Origin of the sequence: Allobosea sp. 117, assembly GCF_000702305.1 — a bacterium.
Lineage (GTDB): Bacteria > Pseudomonadota > Alphaproteobacteria > Rhizobiales > Xanthobacteraceae > Ancylobacter.
In genome coordinates this window covers 1-17,601 of sequence record NZ_JNLC01000010.1, presented here as the reverse complement: position 1 = coordinate 17,601, position 17,601 = coordinate 1, and the positions used below count along the sequence as shown (strand labels likewise).

General features: G+C 67.2%; 19 protein-coding genes, 1 tRNA gene and 1 pseudogene. 13 read left to right on the top strand and 8 right to left on the bottom strand.

Features of this window, described 5'->3' with window-relative positions:
- The 6 genes from yihA to rpmH all read right to left on the bottom strand — a co-directional run bounded on the left by yihA (nucleotide 1) and on the right by rpmH (nucleotide 4,505).
- Nucleotides 1-663, bottom strand: a complete 663-nt coding sequence (gene yihA / locus U742_RS0102160; RefSeq protein ID WP_029349600.1) for a ribosome biogenesis GTP-binding protein YihA/YsxC — start codon at nucleotides 661-663, stop codon at nucleotides 1-3.
- 62 nt (nucleotides 664-725) lie between these two features.
- Nucleotides 726-1,265 carry a cytochrome b gene (locus U742_RS0102155; RefSeq protein ID WP_029349598.1) on the bottom strand — a complete coding sequence of 180 codons (540 nt, stop codon included), beginning with the start codon at nucleotides 1,263-1,265 and terminating at the stop codon, nucleotides 726-728.
- On the bottom strand, nucleotides 1,262-1,819 hold the full coding sequence (locus tag U742_RS0102150; RefSeq protein WP_029349596.1) for a YceI family protein: 558 nt from the start codon (nucleotides 1,817-1,819) through the stop codon (nucleotides 1,262-1,264). Before U742_RS0102150 ends, U742_RS0102155 begins: the two co-directional genes overlap by 4 nt.
- Nucleotides 1,820-2,039: 220 nt before the next feature.
- The gene (gene yidC, locus U742_RS0102145; RefSeq protein WP_029349593.1) at nucleotides 2,040-3,851 is read right to left on the bottom strand and encodes a membrane protein insertase YidC; all 1,812 of its coding nucleotides are present in this window, start codon (nucleotides 3,849-3,851) and stop codon (nucleotides 2,040-2,042) included.
- Entirely contained in the window at nucleotides 3,841-4,311 is a 471-nt protein-coding gene (gene rnpA, locus U742_RS0102140; protein ID WP_081852776.1) for a ribonuclease P protein component, read from the bottom strand. The genes yidC and rnpA overlap by 11 nt, the downstream gene beginning before the upstream one ends.
- A gap of 59 nt (nucleotides 4,312-4,370) precedes the next feature.
- A complete protein-coding gene (gene rpmH, locus U742_RS0102135; RefSeq protein WP_029349589.1) occupies nucleotides 4,371-4,505 on the bottom strand; it encodes a 50S ribosomal protein L34 in 135 nt (44 codons plus the stop codon).
- 442 nt (nucleotides 4,506-4,947) lie between these two features.
- Here rpmH and U742_RS0102130 point away from each other — a divergent pair, with 442 nt between their 5' ends.
- From U742_RS0102130 to U742_RS0102120, 3 genes are all read left to right on the top strand, one after another.
- Nucleotides 4,948-6,405, top strand: coding sequence for a sensor histidine kinase (locus U742_RS0102130; RefSeq protein WP_029349586.1), 1,458 nt, complete (start codon nucleotides 4,948-4,950; stop codon nucleotides 6,403-6,405).
- Nucleotides 6,398-7,786, top strand: a complete 1,389-nt coding sequence (locus tag U742_RS0102125; RefSeq protein WP_051660782.1) for a glycoside hydrolase 5 family protein — start codon at nucleotides 6,398-6,400, stop codon at nucleotides 7,784-7,786. The genes U742_RS0102130 and U742_RS0102125 overlap by 8 nt, the downstream gene beginning before the upstream one ends.
- Nucleotides 7,787-7,864: 78 nt before the next feature.
- Nucleotides 7,865-7,941, top strand: a tRNA-Arg gene (locus U742_RS0102120).
- A 368-nt stretch (nucleotides 7,942-8,309) separates the two neighbouring features.
- Here U742_RS0102120 and U742_RS0102115 read toward each other — a convergent pair.
- Entirely contained in the window at nucleotides 8,310-8,783 is a 474-nt protein-coding gene (locus U742_RS0102115; RefSeq protein ID WP_029349582.1) for a hypothetical protein, read from the bottom strand.
- A gap of 266 nt (nucleotides 8,784-9,049) precedes the next feature.
- On the opposite strand from U742_RS0102115, the gene pstS reads away from it, so the two are divergent.
- From pstS to arsH, 10 genes are all read left to right on the top strand, one after another.
- On the top strand, nucleotides 9,050-10,069 hold the full coding sequence (pstS, locus tag U742_RS0102110) for a phosphate ABC transporter substrate-binding protein PstS (RefSeq protein ID WP_029349580.1): 1,020 nt from the start codon (nucleotides 9,050-9,052) through the stop codon (nucleotides 10,067-10,069).
- A 20-nt stretch (nucleotides 10,070-10,089) separates the two neighbouring features.
- On the top strand, nucleotides 10,090-10,962 hold the full coding sequence (locus tag U742_RS0102105) for a metalloregulator ArsR/SmtB family transcription factor (RefSeq protein WP_051660781.1): 873 nt from the start codon (nucleotides 10,090-10,092) through the stop codon (nucleotides 10,960-10,962).
- Nucleotides 10,963-11,041: 79 nt separating this feature from the next.
- Nucleotides 11,042-11,413: an ArsR/SmtB family transcription factor gene (locus U742_RS0102100; protein ID WP_029349575.1), complete on the top strand. Its 372-nt coding sequence runs from the start codon at nucleotides 11,042-11,044 to the stop codon at nucleotides 11,411-11,413.
- Nucleotides 11,406-11,948: an arsenate reductase ArsC gene (locus U742_RS0102095; protein WP_029349573.1), complete on the top strand. Its 543-nt coding sequence runs from the start codon at nucleotides 11,406-11,408 to the stop codon at nucleotides 11,946-11,948. The genes U742_RS0102100 and U742_RS0102095 overlap by 8 nt, the downstream gene beginning before the upstream one ends.
- 9 nt (nucleotides 11,949-11,957) lie before the next feature.
- Nucleotides 11,958-12,389, top strand: coding sequence for an arsenate reductase (glutaredoxin) (gene arsC / locus U742_RS0102090; RefSeq protein WP_029349572.1), 432 nt, complete (start codon nucleotides 11,958-11,960; stop codon nucleotides 12,387-12,389).
- Nucleotides 12,390-12,397: 8 nt separating this feature from the next.
- Entirely contained in the window at nucleotides 12,398-13,453 is a 1,056-nt protein-coding gene (gene arsB / locus U742_RS0102085) for an ACR3 family arsenite efflux transporter (protein ID WP_029349570.1), read from the top strand.
- 63 nt (nucleotides 13,454-13,516) lie between these two features.
- Nucleotides 13,517-13,843, top strand: a complete 327-nt coding sequence (locus U742_RS0102080; RefSeq protein ID WP_029349568.1) for an ArsR/SmtB family transcription factor — start codon at nucleotides 13,517-13,519, stop codon at nucleotides 13,841-13,843.
- A gap of 41 nt (nucleotides 13,844-13,884) precedes the next feature.
- Nucleotides 13,885-15,231, top strand: a complete 1,347-nt coding sequence (locus tag U742_RS0102075) for an FAD-dependent oxidoreductase (RefSeq protein ID WP_029349566.1) — start codon at nucleotides 13,885-13,887, stop codon at nucleotides 15,229-15,231.
- Entirely contained in the window at nucleotides 15,228-16,484 is a 1,257-nt protein-coding gene (locus tag U742_RS0102070) for an MFS transporter (RefSeq protein ID WP_029349562.1), read from the top strand. Before U742_RS0102075 ends, U742_RS0102070 begins: the two co-directional genes overlap by 4 nt.
- An 11-nt stretch (nucleotides 16,485-16,495) precedes the next feature.
- The gene (gene arsH / locus U742_RS0102065; protein WP_029349560.1) at nucleotides 16,496-17,248 is read left to right on the top strand and encodes an arsenical resistance protein ArsH; all 753 of its coding nucleotides are present in this window, start codon (nucleotides 16,496-16,498) and stop codon (nucleotides 17,246-17,248) included.
- 13 nt (nucleotides 17,249-17,261) lie between these two features.
- Here the strand turns inward: arsH and U742_RS0102060 are convergent.
- Nucleotides 17,262-17,601 (bottom strand): annotated as a pseudogene (locus tag U742_RS0102060) (GTP 3',8-cyclase MoaA); the annotation flags it as partial.

Genomic DNA, 17,601 nt, shown 5'->3' with positions numbered 1-17,601 from the left:
TCAGCGTCCGCCCAGGCCGCGCTCGGCCATCAGCCGCACCACGCCGGCGCGCAGTTCGGCGATGCCAGCGCCGTCGCGGCTGGAGGTCGGGAAGACCTGGGGATAGGCGGCCGGGCGGCGCTTCAGCGCGTCCTCGGTCTCGGCGATGCGGGCGGCGAGCTCGGGCTTCTTGAGCTGATCGGCCTTGGTCAGCACGATGGCGTAGGAGACCGCGGCCTTGTCGAGCCCGTCGAGCACGCCGAGGTCGATCGGCTTCAGCCCGTGGCGGGAATCGATCAGCACGAAGACGCGGGCGAGGTTGGCGCGCCCGCGCAAGTACGCGTGGATGGTCTCGGTCCAGGCGTCGACCTTCTCCTTCGGCGCCTTGGCGAAGCCGTAGCCGGGCATGTCCACGAGGGTGAGGTCGGGGCCGAGCGAGAAGAAGATCAGCTCCTGCGTACGCCCCGGCGTCACCGAGGTGCGGGCGAGCGCGCGCCGGCCGGTGAGCGCGTTGACGAGGCTCGACTTGCCGACATTGGAGCGGCCGGCGAGCGCGATCTCGATGCCGCGCATCGGCGGCAGCACGTCGACGGTCGGCGCCGCCGCGACGAAGGTCCACTCGCCGGCGAACAGCCGGCGGCCGGCCTCGATCAGCGCGTCGTCGTCGGTTTCGGTGTTGCTCATGCCCCGCTTATCGGCCGGCTGCCGCAGAACCGCAAGGGAGGCGGTGGGCCGGCGGCCGAGGATCAGAAGGTGATCCGCCGCAGGATATGGTCGCGGTCCACGAACTGGTGCTTGAGCGTGGCGAGCACATGCAGCGCGAGGAGCGCCAGCAGCCCATAGGCCGCCACCTCGTGGAGCGGCTGCAGCCAGCCGAACAGCGCCTCGTCGGGAGCGACCGGGGCGGGCAGCGTGAACAGCTCGAACGGGCGCGTCGGCAGGGCGAGCGGCGAGGCGGCCGCCATCAGCCAGCCGCTGGCCGGAACGGCGAGCATGAGCGCATAGAAGGCGAGATGCGCCGCGCGCGCCGCCTGGCGTTCGAGGCGGGAATGCTCGATCGGCGGCGGGGCCGGCGCGACCAGCCGCGCCGCCACGCGCAGCACGAGCAGGACGGCGACGAGGCAGCCATAGGATTTGTGCCACTGATAGAGCGTGAAGGTGGTGCCGAGATCGGAGCGGATATGCGTCATCGTCCAGCCGACCCCGATCAGCGCCACGATCAGCGCCGCCATCAGCCAGTGGAGCAGACGCAGCGGCCCGCTCCAGCGGACGCGATCCTCGCTCACGAGGCCTCCGCCCGCGTGGAGACGAGGATGCGCACCTCGTCGGCGATCAACGGCAGGCCTGCCGTCATGCCGAAGGCGGACCGGCGCACGCCGCCCTCGGCATGGAAGGCGAAGCCGGCGGCGCCGCCGCGCTCAACCGCGACGGTGAAGGTCCCCGGGCGGGTGACGCCGAGCAGGGTCAGATTGCCGGTGACGCGCACCGTATTGTCGTCGAGCTTCTCGACCGCCGTCGAGGCGAAGCGGATGCTGGGAAAGCGCTCCGCGTTGAGGAAGGCCGGCCCGCGCACATAGGCGTCGAGCGCGGGCGAACGCGTGTCGAGCGAGGCGGCGGCCACGTCGAAGCGCACCGCGGAGCGCTGCGGGTGGTCGAGGTCGATCGACAGGCTGGAGGTGAAGCGGCGGAATACGCCGTGCGTCAGCGGGTATCCCTTGGCACCGATCTCGAAGGCGATCTCGGTGCGGGCGGGATCGACCCGGTAGGTCGCCGCACGGGCGAGACCCGTGGCCGCGAGCACCGCGGCAGCGATGCACAGATGCCGGATGAGGGCTTTCATGATCCGAACCTCCCCTCGGGAGGGCCCAGACTAGAAATTTTCTTGCGCCAATGGACTACACAGCTTTGTGCTTATTGCGGAGATGCACGCGAGGGCAGCACTTGAGGGCGGCACTCGAGGAGCCCTCGGACACGCAAACGGCGGAGACTTGTCGTCCCCGCCGCCATCGTTCCGGCCATCATCGTTCCGGCATCGCGTGCCGCAGATGCATGCGGCCCGCTTAGGTCTCTTTCGCCTTCTTGCGGCGGAAGGTGTCGCGGATGTTGTCCCACAATTCGATCTTCACGCCGTTCTTGCGCATGATGATCGACTGCTGGATCACCGAGAGCGTGTTGTTCCACGCCCAGTAGATGACGAGGCCGGAGGCGAAGGACGCCAGCATGAAGGTGAAGATCAGCGGCATCCAGTCGAAGATCGCCTTCTGCGTCGGATCCGGCGGGGCCGGATTGAGCTTCATCTGCATCCACATGGTGATGCCCATGATGATCGGCCACACGCCGAGCATCAGGAAGTGGCCGATCACCGGCACCTGGCTGGGGTCCCATGGGATGACGCCGAACAGGTTGAACAAGGTGGTCGGGTCGGGCGCCGAGAGGTCGCGGATCCAGCCGAAGAACGGCGCGTGGCGCATCTCGATGGTGACGAACAGCACCTTGTAGAGCGCGAAGAAGACGGGGATCTGGATCAGGATCGGAAGACAGCCCGAGACCGGGTTGATCTTTTCCTTCTTGTAGATCTCCATCATCTCCTGCTGGAGCTTCACGCGGTCGTCGCCATAGCGCTCGCGCAGCGCCTGGATCTCCGGCTGCACCGCCTTCATCTTCGCCATCGAGGCGTAGCTCTTGTTGGCCAGCGGGAAGAACAGGCCCTTGAGCAGCACAGTGACGATCAGGATGGCGACGCCGAAATTGCCGACGCCCTTGTAGATCCAGTCGATCACCAGGAAGAGCGGCTTGGTGATGAAATAGAACCAGCCCCAGTCGATCAGCAGGTCGAAGCGGTCGATGTTGTAGGTCGACTGGTAGCCGTCGACGACGCGCACCTCCTTGGCGCCGGCGAAGAGCCGGCCGTCGGTGGTGGCGCTGGCGCCCGGCGCCACGGTGACGGCGTCGCCGAGGAAGTCGGTCTGGTAGGACAGGTCGTTGCCGAGCTGGGCGGCGGAGAAGCGCGCCTGCACCTTCTGCTGCGGGTCGGGAATGACGGTGGCGGCCCAGTACTTGTCGGTGATGCCGAGCCAGCCGCCGGTCGAGGGGAAGGTCTCGCTCTTCTTCTCGGCGATGTCCTTGTACTTGATCTCGTGCAGCCCGGCCTCCGAGGTCACGCCGATCAGGCCCTCGTGCAGGATGTAGTAGCCGAGCGTGTGCGGCGTGCCGTGGCGCGAGACCAGCGCGAAGGGGTGCAGGCTCACCGGGTTCGCCCCGGCATTGGCCACCTCGTCCTTCACGTGGAACATGTAGTTCTCGTCGACCGAGATGGTGCGGCGGAACGTAAGCCCCTCGCCATTGTCGAAGGTCAGCACCAGCGGCGCATTGAGGCCGAGCTTGGCGCCGGCCGACGCGGTCCACACCGTGTCGGAGTTCGGCAGCTTCACGTTCGCGCCGGAGGCCGCCACCCAGCCGAACTCGGAATAGAACGGGTTCGGCCCGCCGGAGGGCGAGAGCAGCACGATGATCGGGCTCGAAGGGTCGACCGTCTCGCGATAGTCCTTCAGCGACAGGTCGTCGAGGCGCCCGCCCTTGAGCGAGACCGAGCCGGTGACGCGCGGGGTGTCGATGGCGACGCGCGGGGCGAGCGCCAGCGCCTCGGCGCGGGAGAGCGCCTTGGGAGCGGCCGGCGCCGTCACCGGCGCGGTGGTGCCGGGAGCGGGCGCGGCGCCGGGGGCCGCCGGGTTCTGCTGCTGCGTCTGCTGGTTTTGCTGCGCGATCTGCCGCTGCTTCTCCATCTCCGGGATGCCGGAGAAGTACTGCCACGCGATCAGCACCAGCATCGACAGCACGACCGCGAGGATCATGTTGCGGTTTTCACTCGTCATCGACAGCGTCTCCGTCGGCGCGCGCAGGCGGCTGCGCGGCGGCAGGCCTTTCTTTCGCGGCAGTTCTCTCCGCAGCGGCCGATCCGGCGGCACCCTCCCCAGGGGACGGGCGCGGCGGGGACGGCCGACGCCGGCTTCCCGAATGCAGGCGGGCCACTCCCCGCGAAATGTCGTCTATAAGACCCTGGAACTGCGCGTCTATGACGGCGCGGCGGGCGACGATCACATAGTCGAAACCCGGCTTCGCCACCGACGGCAGCGCCTCGCGCACGGCGGCGCGCAGACGGCGGCGGATGCGATTACGCTCCACCGCGTTGCCGTGCTTCTTGGTGACGGTGAGCCCGATGCGGGCGGGACCTTCGTCCTTGCGGTCGCGTCCCTGCAGCAGCAGCGGCCCGGAATTCGCCCGCAGACCGGAGGCGGCGGCGACGAAATCCCTGCGCTTGACGAGCCGATCCATCGAGGCGGCGCTCCTCAGAGAAGAGCTGTCAGCAAGGAGCTTGCCGCGCCTCTTCCATATCAGGCGGACAGGCGCTTGCGGCCATGAGCCCGGCGTGCGGCGATGACCTTGCGGCCGTTACGGGTCGCCATGCGCGCACGGAAGCCGTGGCGGCGCTTGCGCACGAGCTTGCTCGGTTGATAGGTGCGCTTCACGGGTCAGTCTCCGCAGTTCTCTAGATGGGCCGCAGGAACCGGGACGCCGCTCCCGATGGCTGCCGGCCGCGATCCTGTCGCGACACCCTTGCGCAATGCGGGAGGACAACCCGGTCACGCATGCGGCCGAGGTTCGGCGCGGCTTATAGGGGTGGGCGGCAGCCAAGTCAATCGCCGGAGGGGTGCAATCGCCCGCCGATCGCCGCCTGCGCGGTCAATCGCGCGTGTTCCGCAGCGTCGCGGCGGTGTCGCACGCCATCATGGCGCCCACAAGGGATGCTGCACTGGCGCCTTCCGGAAAAGCCGGCGGGCACTGGCGGAGCGGGGCGCTCATGCCTAGGTGTAATCACGGATGGGAGAGCCGGTGGACGCTCAGACGCATGCGGCCGCAGTGAGGGACGGGATCGGGCCCGCGACGCCAGTCGCCGGGGACGATGCCCTCATGGTCCCTGCCGAGCGCCCGCCCGTCCGCCGCCATCTCGGGCTTTCCGGCAAGCTGCTGATGTTCACCCTCGCCTTCGTCTTCCTGGCGGAGGTGCTGATCTATGTGCCCTCGATCGCCGTGTTCCGGCTGAACTGGCTGTCCGACCGGCTGGCCGCGGCGCGCACCGCCGCGCTGGTGCTCGACGCCGCGCCGAGCGGCATGATCCAGCCGCAGCTCACACGCGAACTCCTTGACAGCGTCGGCGCCATCACGGTCGCGCTCAAGCGCGACAGCACGCGCCGGCTGCTCGCCTCCACCGACATGCCCCCGGAAGTCGACCACCACGCCGATGTGCGCGACGTCGGCCCGTGGCAGGCGGTGAGCGAGGCGTTCGACACGCTGCTGACCGGCGACGGGCGCATCATCCGCGCCGTCGGCACACCGCCGCGCGGCGGCGGCTTCGTCGAGATCGTGCTGGACGAGACGCCGCTCCGGAAGGCCATGCTGCGCTTCTCGCGCAACATCCTGCTCATCTCGCTGGTCATCTCGGCTCTGACGGCGGGCCTCGTCTATCTCGGCCTCGCCTGGATGTTCGTGCGGCCGATGCGCCGGCTGACCCAGCGCATGATCGCCTTCCGCGACGATCCGGAAGGCTCGGCGGTGCCGCTCGACCCCAGCCAGCGGCTCGACGAGATCGGCCAGGCTGAGCGCGAATTCGTCGCCATGCAGCACCAGATCGCCGACACGCTGCAGCAGAAGAACCACCTCGCCGCGCTCGGCCTCGCGGTGTCGAAGATCAATCACGACCTGCGCAACCTGCTCGCCTCGGCGCAGCTCATCTCCGACCGGCTCGCCGACATTCCCGACCCGGCGGTGCAGCGCTTCGCCCCCAAGCTGGTGGCCGCGCTCGGGCGGGCCATCGCCTATTGCCAGCAGACGCTCGCCTATGGCCGCGCGCAGGAGCCGCCGCCGGAGCGGCGCATGGTCGAGCTCGCCCCGCTGGCCGAGGAGGTGCGCGCGACGCTGGGGCTTGGCGAGGACGGCTCGCGCATCGGCTGGGTGACCGCGATCGAGCGCGGGCTGGAGGTCGACGCCGACCCCGACCAGTTGTTCCGCGTGCTGCTCAACCTCGCCCGTAACGCCGCCGAGGCGCTCGCCGCCCGCGCGCCCAACGACCCGGCCCGCGACCAGATCCGCATCACCGGCCGGCGCGCCGGTGCCACCGTGGTGATCGAGCTGGCCGATACCGGCCCCGGTGTGCCGGAGCGCGCGCGCTCGCATCTGTTCGAACCGTTCCACGGCTCGACGCGGCGCGGCGGCACTGGCCTCGGCCTGCCGATAGCCGCCGAGCTGATGCGCGCCCATGGCGGTGAGATCGCGCTGGTGCCCGGCACGATCGGCGCCACCTTCCGGCTGATCGTCCCCGACCGGCCGGTCGACCTCGAATCGCGGCGGGCGCAGCGCTCGCATGGCTGAGCCCGAGCCGGGGACTGCCGCGCGCCTCACCTCCTTGCCGGCGGCCGCGCCGCGCTCCGGCCGGAGTGGACCGGTCGCGGCGCTCATCCGCCCGTTGGCGTGGGCCGGCATCGTCACGACGCTCGCCATGGCGGCCGCCGGGCCGGCGCCGGCGCAGGAGGCGGGAATGACGGGGGCAGCTTCATGCGAGGCGGCGGCGACCGCGGTCGCCGTGTCGGAAGACCGCATCCTCGTCGACGGCCGGCCCTTCGCGGTGCGCGGCGCGGCCGGCGATGGCCCCCTGCCACTGCTCGCCGGCCTCGGCGCCACCACGCTGCGCACCTATGGCGGGGATCCGGGCCCTGCCCTCGACGCGGCGCAGCGCGCCGGGCTGAAGGTGATCGTAGGCCTCTGGCTCGGCCACCCCCGCCAGGGCGCCAACTATGCCGATCGCGGCTTCGTCGAGGCGCAGCTTTCAGCCATTCGTGCAACGGTGGTAAAATATTGTAACCACCCGGCCCTGCTGATGTGGGGCATCGGCAACGAGGTCGAGGTCGATCTGGCCGACGATTCAATGGTTTGGCCGGCCATCGAGGAAGCCGCGGCGCTGGTCCGGTCCCTCGACCCGGCGCATCCACGCATGGCCGTACTGGCCGAGATCGGCGGCGATAAGGTCAGCAAGATCAAGCAGATGGCGCCCAGCATCGACGTGCTCGGGGTGAATTCCTACGGCGACGCCCTGCTGTCCCTGCCGAAGCGGGTTCGGGACGCCGGCTGGAGCGGGCCGACCGTCGTCGTCGAAATGGGCGCGCTCGGCCACTGGCAGGCGGCCACTTCGCCGTGGGGCGCCCCGTTCGAGCCGAGCTCAACCCAGAAGGCGATCCAGTTGCGGCGTTATTTCAATGCCTTGCAGCCCGCGGGCATCGGCGTCATCGCCTTCCTCTGGGGCCAGAAGCAGGAGGTGACGGCAAGCTGGTACGGCATCCTGCTGGCCGACGGGGAATGGACCGAGCCGGCGGAGGCGATGGCCGAGAGCTGGGGCGGCCGCACGCCCGGCGGCAATCACGCGCCACGTATCGCTTATCTGCGCTTCGCCCACGACGCGAGCGCCCCCTTCGCCTCCTGGCGCGCCGGCGAGGAGGGCGCGGTGGTGCTGGAAGCGCTCGATCCGGACGGCGATCCTCTTGAAGCCACATGGGAAATCGTCGCAGAGAGCACGGTGCGCAGCGTCGGCGGCGATCCCGAGCCGGCGCCGAGGCGCTTTCCGGAAGGCCTCTTGGCGAAGGATGCGACCGGCGCCCGCATCGGCCACCTGCCGCCGGGCCGCTACCGGATCACCCTGGTGCTGCGCGACGGGCGCGGCGGTGCAGCGACTGCAAACCTGCCATTCGAGCTCCGCTGACGCATTCTCCGCCGCCGCATATTGCCAAGCGCGACGAAACGGGGTAGCAGGACGGCCCGCCGCCACCTTAGCGGCCAGGCGCCCGTAGCTCAGCTGGATAGAGCACCAGACTACGAATCTGGGGGTCAGGAGTTCGAATCTCTTCGGGCGCGCCAATGTTTTCCAGGACTTAGGCTGATTTCACCGTTTCAGAAGCGTGAGCTGAAACGGTGTTCGCGGTCCGGTACGTTTCTCCCGCCGTCTGTTCGCTACGGGGCGAAGCGCTCTCCCAGCCGATGCAGCTGAAATAACGAAGCCTAGCTCGTAGGACCGTCGAAGTGCTGCCGCCTCACCGTCGCATTCGGCCGCCTGCACAGACGCGCCCTTTTTGGAGTCCACGCTAGTGGCCACGTCGGCTGGGCGGCGTCAGTCGAGGGCGGGGATCGGGCATCGGACGACGTCTATAGCTCGCCGGCCGACGGGAAGTGCCGTTCTCGGTGATCTATTCGCCAAAAAAGGATACTCGGGGCGGTGCTCACCTTGTTCAGCCTATGACTAGTACGCTGACGACCTCGGCCAGGACGAATAGCTCGTAGAGCTTGCCGTCGCTGAGGGCCTGCATGACCTTGTGATCCGACACTGAGACTTGAGTTTCGTATTGTGTGAATAGGGCGGTGATCGCCTGTTCGGCTGCTATCCGGTCGATCATTTCAAGCTTCCCGGCGGCAGGCGGCTTTCCAGTGACCGACCAAGCGTTGGATTTGCAGCCGCACCTCGGACAGGTCCGGCGCGAGTGCCAAATCGACGAAACGAGCTTCACGATCCTCATCGAGGCCCAGTTCGACCACAGCGCCGCGGAGCCCTCCCCCCGGAGGGTATCGTTCATGCGGCTAAGGGCGGCGGCGTAGGTGGCACGATCCTCGACCGCTAGCTTACGCTCAAAAGCCTTAAGCATCTCGACGAGACGCTTTTGTGGGTTGTAGAGGCACGCCTCACTGTCCTCGGCCTCGGGCAGCATATGATGGCGCTCGTCGGCGATATCGCGGGAGTCGCTCGCTCCATAGCTCGATCGACAGCCGCTAGACAGGTTCCCCGGCGGAGCTGGCCCCGGATAAATTTGCACTCTGCGCCTTGCCTCGCGCTGTTTTGCGACTGCCTTGCTCGAAAACGTCGGTCAGTCTCGACAAAAAGAAATTATCGCCTGCGTCATCGATCTGTCGTACGCCGCCCTTAATTACTTGTCGGTATATCTCGACGGATTGAATTATAATTAGAGAGGACCCCATGCGCCGCTCTTTCCTCGCCTTGGCTGCCACCGCCTTCATGAGCCTGATTGGTTCCGCACATGCGGACGAGCTGAGCGGGGCGGGATCGACCTTCGCCTATCCGATCATCTGGCAGTGGGCGCAGGCCTACCGCCAGGCGCACGGCACGATCGTCGGCTATCAGTCGGTTGGCTCGTCGGCGGGCGTGAACCGCATCCGCGACAAGGCAGTCGATTTCGGCGCTTCGGATAAGCCACTGAAGCCCGAGGAACTGGAACGGCTGGGGCTCGGCCAGTTTCCGATCGTCTTCGGCGGCGTGGTGCCTGTCGTTAACCTTCCGGGCGTGAAGCCCGGCACCATGCGGTTCACCGGAACTGTGCTGGCCGACATCTTCATGGGCAAGATCGCGAAGTGGTCGGATCCCGCGCTCAAGGCGCTCAACCCGGACCTTCCGCTTCCCGACACCCTGATCGCGGTGGTCCACCGCTCGGACGGATCCGGCACGACCTTCAACTGGGTTTCCTATCTGTCGAAGGCTAGCCCGGAGTGGAAGGAGACGCTCGGCGAAGGAAACGCCGTCGCCTGGCCGGTCGGCAACGGGGCTCGCGGCAATGAGGGCGTGGCGCTCGAGGTCCAGCGCGTAGAGAACTCGATCGGCTATGTCGAGTTCACCTATGTGACCCAGGCCAAGCTGACCTATGGTCTCGTGCAGAACCGCGCGGGCAACTTCATCGCCCCGAGCGCGGCCTCGTTTCAGGCCGCGGCGCTGAGCGTGGACTGGAAGCAGACGCGCGATTTCTACGCGACGATCAATGACTCTCCCGCGCCGGATGCCTATCCGATCGCGGCCACCACCTTCGCCCTGATGTATAAGGCCCCGGTCAGCGCCGACCGTAGCCGGACCGCCTTCGCATTCTTTGCCTTTGCACTTGGCGAGGGCAGCGAATATGCATCGAAACTCGGCTATGTCCCGCTTCCGGAGCCGCTGGTGCGGCAGGTGAAGGACTACTGGGCCACGGCGTTCAAGAGCGGCAGCTGAACGGGAGATCTAGCGACACGATGGATGTGAAGCGCCTGCTGTCCGACGATGCGGTCGAAGTTTTCGATGCGCTTGCCCAGCCGACCCGTCTCGATGCATTCCGCCTGCTGCTGCGTTACGTGCCCTATGGCCTTGCGGCCGGCGATATCGCACGTCTGCTGGCGGTACCGCATAATACCATGTCGACGCACCTTGCCCAGCTTGAACGCGCGGGTCTGGTCACTTCCCGTCGTGAAGGTCGTTCCATCATCTATGCGGCCAGCACGAGCCGCACGGCCTCCATTCTGTCGCTGCTGATCTCGGAATTGCCGGTTCCGGCAGCCGAAGAGCTCGCCTTTCCGCGGTTGCGGCCGAGCGAGCCGGTGACGCGTCCCTACAACGTGCTTCTCGTCTGTTCGCATAATTCGGCCCGGTCGATCATGGCCGAGGCGGTCCTGAACAGGGAGGGGCGTGGCCGCTTCCACGCTTATTCGGCTGGGAGCCAGCCGCGCGGCGCGCCCCATCCGCTGGTGATCGATCTGCTCCGCTCCCTCGGCTACACGACCGATGACCTGCGCTCGAAGAGCTGGGACGAGTTCGCGGATGGTGCCGTCGAGCCTATGGATTTCGTCATTACCGTCTGCGATTCGGCTGCTGGCGAAAGCTGCCCGAATTTCCCGGGACACCCTCTCACGGCCCATTGGGGACTGCCCGATCCGGCGGCGGCGGGCAACAACGAGGCCGAACTTCGCGCAGCCTTCCAGAGCACGTACCGGCAGATCGCGGCGCGTATGTCGGCCTTCGTCAACCTGCCGATCGAGACGCTGGACCTTGCCGCCCTCAAGAGGCGGCTCGGTGACATCGGCGTCATGGAAGGCGCAACCGAAATGACCGTCGCCGCCCGCGCGGCATGAGGGGCCGAGCGGCGACTGCCGGTCGAGCAGAATTTCCTTTTTCGTTGATTTATGTCCACATGTCGACCATCATGGACATATGGACACGGATCAAGCCCTAGCTTCCTTTGCCGCACTATCGCAGCCCACTCGGCTCGACGTCTTCCGCCTGCTCGTCGCGCACGAGCCGGAAGGTCTGCCGGCCGGAGAGGTCGCGCGGCAGCTCGATGTCCCCCACAACACACTTTCCAGCCATCTCGGTATTCTCGTCCGCTCTGGCCTGATCGAAGCCGAGCGGCAGAGCCGCCAGATCATTTACCGCGTGCGGCTGACCTCCGCGCGCGAGCTTGCCGCCTTCATCCTCAAGGACTGCTGCGGCGGCAGGCCGGAGGTGTGTGTTCCCTTGGTCGCCGATCTCGAGCCCTGCTGCCCGGCAGGGAGCACTGCCGCCAAGGAGGCGAGCCATGCCTGACCTTACGTCGCCCGGCCATGTCTACAACGTCCTGTTCCTCTGCACCGGCAACTCGGCCCGCTCGCTGATGGCCGAGTCCATCCTGAAGAAGGATGGCGGCGGAAAATTCCGGGCATTCTCCGCCGGTAGCCAGCCGAAGGGCATGGTGAATCCGCTGACGCTGGCCACCTTGCGCAGCTTCGACTATCCGACCGACGGACTACGGTCGAAAAGCTGGGGCGAATTCGGCGTCCCGGACGCGCCGGTGATGGATTTCGTCTTCACCGTCTGCGACGCGGCAGCCGGGGAGACCTGCCCGATCTGGCCCGGACAGCCCATGACCGCTCATTGGGGGATCGACGATCCCGCCGCCGTGACGGGCACGGACATCGAAAAAGAGGCCGCCTTCGCGCGCGCCTTCCGTTATCTCAAGAATCGCATCGCCGCCTTCACGGCCCTACCGATCCGCAGCCTCGACGCCATGACGCTCGGCGCCAAGCTGCACGAGATCGGCCGCAGCGAAGGCGCGACCAGCCCGCGGTCGAATGTGGCGTAGGAGGCCGGGATGTCGTCCGTCACGATCTATCACAACCCGGCCTGCGGCACGTCACGTAACGTGCTTGGCCTGATCCGCAACGCCGGCATCGAGCCAACCATCATCGAGTACCTGAAGGCACCGCCAAGCCGTGATGAACTCAAGGGGCTGATCGCCCGCATGGGTGTGCCGGTGCGCGCCGTCGTGCGCGAGAAGGACACGCCCTTTGCCGAACTCGGTCTGGACGGCCCAAGCCACACCGATGACGATCTTCTCGACGCCATGATGGCCCATCCGATCCTCATCAACCGGCCCATCGTGATCACGCCGCTCGGCGTGAAGCTTTGCCGCCCATCGGAGACCGTGCTCGACATCCTCTCCGCTCCGCAGCGAGGCTTGTTTCACAAGGAAGATGGCGAACTAGTCGTGGACGCCGATGGCCACCGCGTGGCGGCGGCATAGGAGTGGGCATGTCAACCTTCGAACGCTACCTGACCGTCTGGGTTGCCCTCTGCATCGTCGTGGGCATCGCCCTCGGTCATGTTCTGCCGGGCGTGTTTCATTCCATCGGCGCGATGGAGATCGCCAGGGTCAATCTGCCCGTGGCGGTGCTGATCTGGCTGATGATCGTGCCGATGCTGCTCCGCATCGACTTCGCCGCGCTGGGCGAGGTCACCCGGCATTGGCGTGGCATCGGCGTTACCCTGTTCATCAACTGGGCGGTGAAGCCGTTCTCCATGGCCGCGCTCGGCTGGCTGTTCATCGGCTGGCTCTTCCGGCCCTATCTCCCGGCCGACCAGATCGACAGCTACATCGCCGGGCTCATCATCCTGGCGGCCGCGCCCTGCACGGCCATGGTGTTCGTCTGGTCGAATCTGACCCGCGGCGAGCCGCACTTCACACTGACCCAGGTGGCGCTCAACGACGCGATCATGGTGGTCGCCTTCGCGCCGATCGTGGGCCTTCTGCTCGGGCTATCGGCGATCACGGTGCCGTGGGACACGCTGGTACTGTCGGTGGTGCTCTACATCGTCGTGCCGGTGGTGGTCGCGCAAGCCGTGCGCCGCGCACTGCTGGCCCGGGGAGGACAGGCGAGCCTCGATGCATTGCTGGCACGCTTGCAGCCACTCTCCCTCGTGGCTCTGCTCGCCACCCTCGTGCTGCTGTTCGGCTTCCAGGGCGAGCAAATCCTGGCCCAGCCGCTCGTCATTGCCCTGCTGGCGGTACCGATCCTGATCCAGGTCTATCTGAACTCCGGCCTTGCCTACCTGCTCAATCGCCTCGCCGGCGAGCAGCACTGCGTGGCGGGGCCATCCGCACTGATCGGAGCCTCCAACTTCTTCGAGCTGGCCGTGGCTGCCGCCATCAGCCTGTTCGGGTTCCAATCCGGGGCCGCGCTCGCGACGGTGGTCGGTGTGCTCATCGAGGTACCGGTGATGCTGTCGGTCGTGTGGATCGTGAACCGCTCCAAGGGATGGTACGAGAGCGGGAGTTCGGCCCCGCGGGCCGCACATGAGACGCGTTGATAAATTTCGATGATCGTCGAAATAAACGTTGACGCTCATGCTCTTGCGGTCTAGCGTATTTCAATGAATCTCGAACAAGCTGCTCGCCAACTCGAGTCCATCGGCAGTCCGACGCGCTTGGCCATCTACCGCACGCTGGTGCGGGCGGGGCATGCTGGGTTGCCGGTCGGTCACTTGCAGGAGAGGCTCGGCATCGCGGCCTCGACGCTTTCCCATCACCTTCGCCGCCTTATCGACGCTGAGCTGGTGACCCAGGAGCGACAGGCAACGACGCTGATCTGCCGCGCCAATTACCCGGCCATGAATACCCTAATTGGCTACCTCGCCGACGAATGCTGTGCGGATGAGGGCTGCTCCAAGACGGCCGCGCAGGCCGAAACTGCGGACTGAATTTGCCCGATATTTCCAACTTGCTGGAAGGACCGAATAAGATGGAGCAGAACCTTCCCGTCGTTGTCATCGGAGCGGGGCCGGTGGGACTTGCCGCCGCGGCGCAATTGCTTACACGAGGGCTGACGCCGCTGGTTCTGGAGCGCGGTGCGGGCGTTGGCGCATCGCTGCGCGACTGGGCGCATGTGCGTGTGTTCACGCCCTGGCGCTACAATGTCGATGCCGCCGCGCGAGATTTGCTGACGGAGGGTGGCTGGCAGGAACCCGATCCGGAGGCGCTGCCCGACGGCGCGGCGCTGGTGCGGGACTATCTGGAGCCGCTGGCCCGCCTTCCGGCTCTTGCGCCGCATGTTCGCTGTCAGGCCGAGGTGCTCGCCGTCAGCCGCCTCGGATTCGACAAGCTGACCTCGACAGGCCGCGAGAACGCCCCCTTCCTCGTGCGCTGGCGCGGGCCTGACGGAAACGAGGAGCAGGTGGTTGCCCGCGCGATCATCGACGCTTCCGGCAACTGGCGTCAGCCGAACCCGATGGGTGTCGATGGTCTGCCGGTTCCCGGCGAGGCTGAAGCCGCTGACCATATCGCCTATGGCATTCCCGACGTGGTCGGCACCGAGCGGTCCAACTACGAGGGGCGCCGCATCCTCGTGGTCGGCAGCGGCCATTCGGCAATCAACGTCGTGCTCGACCTGCTACGGCTGAAGGATGAGGCGCCGACAACGCGCGTGTTCTGGGCGCTGCGGCGCAGCGGCCTCGCCAAGATCGTTGGCGGCGGTGCCGACGACCGCCTTGCCGAACGTGGAGCCCTGGGACTCGCTGCCCGCCGCGCCATCGACGAGGGCCGCCTCGAGCTGCTCGTTCCGTTCGCGGCGGAGCGCATAAGTCGACATGAAGACGCTTTGCAGGTGGCGGCACGGCTCGCCGGCAACTCCGTGACCTTGGACGTCGACCGAATCGTGGTCGCCACCGGATTCCGGCCGGACCTGACGCTGTTCCGGGAACTGCGGGTGGCGCTCGACCCGATCGTCGAGGCGCCCCCGGCGCTGGCGCCGCTTATCGACCCGAACCTGCACTCCTGCGGGACGGTGCCGCCGCACGGTGCCGCCGAGCTCGCCCATCCCGAATCCGGCTTCTATATCGTCGGCTCCAAGTCCTATGGCCGAGCGCCCACCTTCCTGATGATGACCGGCTACGAGCAGGTCCGTTCGGTGGCCGCGGCCATTGCCGGTGATCACGCGGCGGCGCGGGACGTGCGGCTGGTGCTCCCGGAAACCGGCATATGCAGCACGTCCATCCGGGAGGAAGAGACCTCCGCGGCAGCCTGTTGCGCGCCCGCCAGGCAGCCCGAACCCGCCATGCCGACCTCTTCCTGCTGCGGGGCGCGTGCGTGAGCGACAACATCCTCGCCTCGGGCGTCGGCGAACACCGACCGCCCGGCGCACGCAGTCTCTTCGTCACCGGCCTGGGTATCGGGCAGGTCTGCTCCTGGGGCTCGCTCTATTACAGCTTTCCGCTGATCGCCGAGGCGATGGGGCACGAGCTCGGCTGGTCGAAGACCACGCTTTACGGCGCCGCCACCCTCGGGCTCGCCCTGGCGGGGCTTGCCGCCTATCCTATCGGCGCGGCCATCGACCGGGGCCATGGCCGCTCGATCATGACCATGGGCTCGGTGCTTGCCGGACTGCTGCTCGTGCTGTGGTCCCAGGTCGACGACATCATCCTATTCTACCTGGCGGTGGCCGGGATCGGTGCCCTCCAGGCGGCGACCCTCTACGATCCGGCCTTCGCCGTCATCGCCCGCCGGGCCGGCCCTGCCCATGCGCGGTCCGGCATCACCGCGCTGACGCTCTGGGGCGGCTTCGCCTCGACGGTGTTCATCCCGCTGGTGCAGTTCCTGCTCGACACCATGGGCTGGCGCGACGCACTGCTGGTCCTGGCGGCGATCAACATCCTCGTCTGCGCGGGATGTTACTGGTCGGTCATCGATCCCGACGCGGATGCACCCCAGCGTCGTTCCTCAAACGACGCACCGCCGCTCAGTGGCCGGGCGGCCGTGGCCTGGGCGATACGCCAGCCGGTGTTCTGGACGCTGGCGGTGGCGTTCACGGCCTATTCCGCGGCGTTCTCGGCCTTCACCTTCCACCTCTATCCCCTGCTCATCGAGAAGGGGTTCGAGACGGCGTCCGTCGTTGCCGCCATGACGTTGATCGGCCCGGCGCAAGTCGCCGGTCGCATCGGCATATGGGTCTTCGCCCGGCGCGCGCCGGTACGGCTGATCGGCTCGGTGACCGTCGCGATCTTTCCGGTCGCGCTGGCCGCGCTGGACATTCTGCCCCCGAGCTTCCTGCTGCTGGCAGTCGTTGCGCTGCTCTATGGCGCCGCGAATGGCATCACCACCATCGTGCGCGGACTCTCGGTTCCCGAGATGCTGACGCGGGAAGCCTATGGAGCCGTCAACGGCGCCATGTCCGCCCCGAGCACCGTCTCGCGCGCCCTGGCTCCGTTGGCCGGGGCGATGATCTGGTCGATGTCGGGTTCCTACGATGCGGTCCTGCTCAGCATTGTCATCATGACGGTGGTGGTGGCCGCCGGGTTCTGGCTGGCAGCCTATCTTTCGCACCGCGCCGAGCGCGCCACGTCCTGAGGTGCCTTTTCATGACGCGCTTTGACGACTTCACCGATGCGCTCGATCCGACGCATTTCGACCGGCCGGATGCCGAGAAGCTGGCGCCGGCGCACGCCCTGACGCACCCGCCGCGCATCCTCCTTCTTTACGGTTCGCTCCGGGAGCGATCCTACAGCCGCCTTCTCGTCGAGGAGGCCGCCCGGCTGCTGGACGCCATGGGAGCGGAGACGCGCATCTTCGATCCGCGCGGGCTTCCTATGCCCGACAGCGTGCCTGCGGATCACCCCAAGGTGGTCGAGCTGCGTACCCTGTCGGAATGGTCCGAAGGTCAGGTCTGGTGCAGCCCGGAGCGGCACGGCACCATCACCGGCCTGTTCAAGAGCCAGATCGACTGGATCCCGCTCGAATATCGTGGCATCCGCCCGACCCAGGGGCGCACCTTGGCGGTGATGCAGGTGTCGGGTGGGTCGCAGTCCTTCAACGCCGTGAACACCCTGCGCGTGCTGGGCCGCTGGATGCGCATGGTCACCATCCCAAACCAGTCCTCGGTCGCCAAGGCCTTCCAAGAGTTCGACGAAGCAGGCCGGATGAGGCCATCACCCTATTACGAGCGCGTGGTCGACGTGATGGAGGAACTCGTCAAGTTCACCCTGCTGCTGCGCGAGCGGAAGGAGTATTTCACCAGCCGCTACAGCGAGCGGCGTGAGGCCGCGCTCAAGGCAGAGGCCGAACAGGCCGATCTGCCGCGGATCGCGATGGAAGGGACTGCGCGCAGCAGCTGATGCACAAAGAAGCTCAGCCGCCGGTGACGCTCATGTGACGGCGCACCGCCGGCGCCTGGCCGCGACGGTCATAGACGAAGTCGTGGCCCTTGGGCTTGCGGAAGATCGCCTCGTCCAGCGCGGCGTGCAGCAGCTCGTCGCTCTCGGAGGCGCGCAGCGGCTTGCGCAGATCGGCCGCGTCGTCCTGGCCGAGGCACATATAGAGCGTGCCGGTGCAGGTGACGCGCACGCGGTTGCAGCCCTCGCAGAAATTATGCGTCAGCGGCGTGATCAGGCCGAGCCGTCCGCCGGTCTCGCGGATCGAGACGTAGCGTGCCGGTCCGCCGGTGCGGAACGGGATGTCCTCCAGCGTC

Coding starts and splice junctions, on each gene's coding strand:
- U742_RS0102125 (WP_051660782.1), top strand. CDS start 6,398: ATGGCTGAGCCCGAGCCGGGGACTGCCGCGCGCCTCACCTCCTTGCCG.
- U742_RS0102075 (WP_029349566.1), top strand. CDS start 13,885: ATGGAGCAGAACCTTCCCGTCGTTGTCATCGGAGCGGGGCCGGTGGGA.
- arsB (WP_029349570.1), top strand. CDS start 12,398: ATGTCAACCTTCGAACGCTACCTGACCGTCTGGGTTGCCCTCTGCATC.
- arsH (WP_029349560.1), top strand. CDS start 16,496: ATGACGCGCTTTGACGACTTCACCGATGCGCTCGATCCGACGCATTTC.
- yihA (WP_029349600.1), bottom strand. CDS start 663: ATGAGCAACACCGAAACCGACGACGACGCGCTGATCGAGGCCGGCCGC.
- U742_RS0102095 (WP_029349573.1), top strand. CDS start 11,406: ATGCCTGACCTTACGTCGCCCGGCCATGTCTACAACGTCCTGTTCCTC.
- pstS (WP_029349580.1), top strand. CDS start 9,050: ATGCGCCGCTCTTTCCTCGCCTTGGCTGCCACCGCCTTCATGAGCCTG.
- U742_RS0102080 (WP_029349568.1), top strand. CDS start 13,517: ATGAATCTCGAACAAGCTGCTCGCCAACTCGAGTCCATCGGCAGTCCG.
- rnpA (WP_081852776.1), bottom strand. CDS start 4,311: ATGGATCGGCTCGTCAAGCGCAGGGATTTCGTCGCCGCCGCCTCCGGT.
- U742_RS0102150 (WP_029349596.1), bottom strand. CDS start 1,819: ATGAAAGCCCTCATCCGGCATCTGTGCATCGCTGCCGCGGTGCTCGCG.
- U742_RS0102105 (WP_051660781.1), top strand. CDS start 10,090: ATGGATGTGAAGCGCCTGCTGTCCGACGATGCGGTCGAAGTTTTCGAT.
- U742_RS0102130 (WP_029349586.1), top strand. CDS start 4,948: ATGGTCCCTGCCGAGCGCCCGCCCGTCCGCCGCCATCTCGGGCTTTCC.
- arsC (WP_029349572.1), top strand. CDS start 11,958: ATGTCGTCCGTCACGATCTATCACAACCCGGCCTGCGGCACGTCACGT.
- yidC (WP_029349593.1), bottom strand. CDS start 3,851: ATGACGAGTGAAAACCGCAACATGATCCTCGCGGTCGTGCTGTCGATG.
- U742_RS0102100 (WP_029349575.1), top strand. CDS start 11,042: ATGGACACGGATCAAGCCCTAGCTTCCTTTGCCGCACTATCGCAGCCC.
- U742_RS0102115 (WP_029349582.1), bottom strand. CDS start 8,783: ATGCTGCCCGAGGCCGAGGACAGTGAGGCGTGCCTCTACAACCCACAA.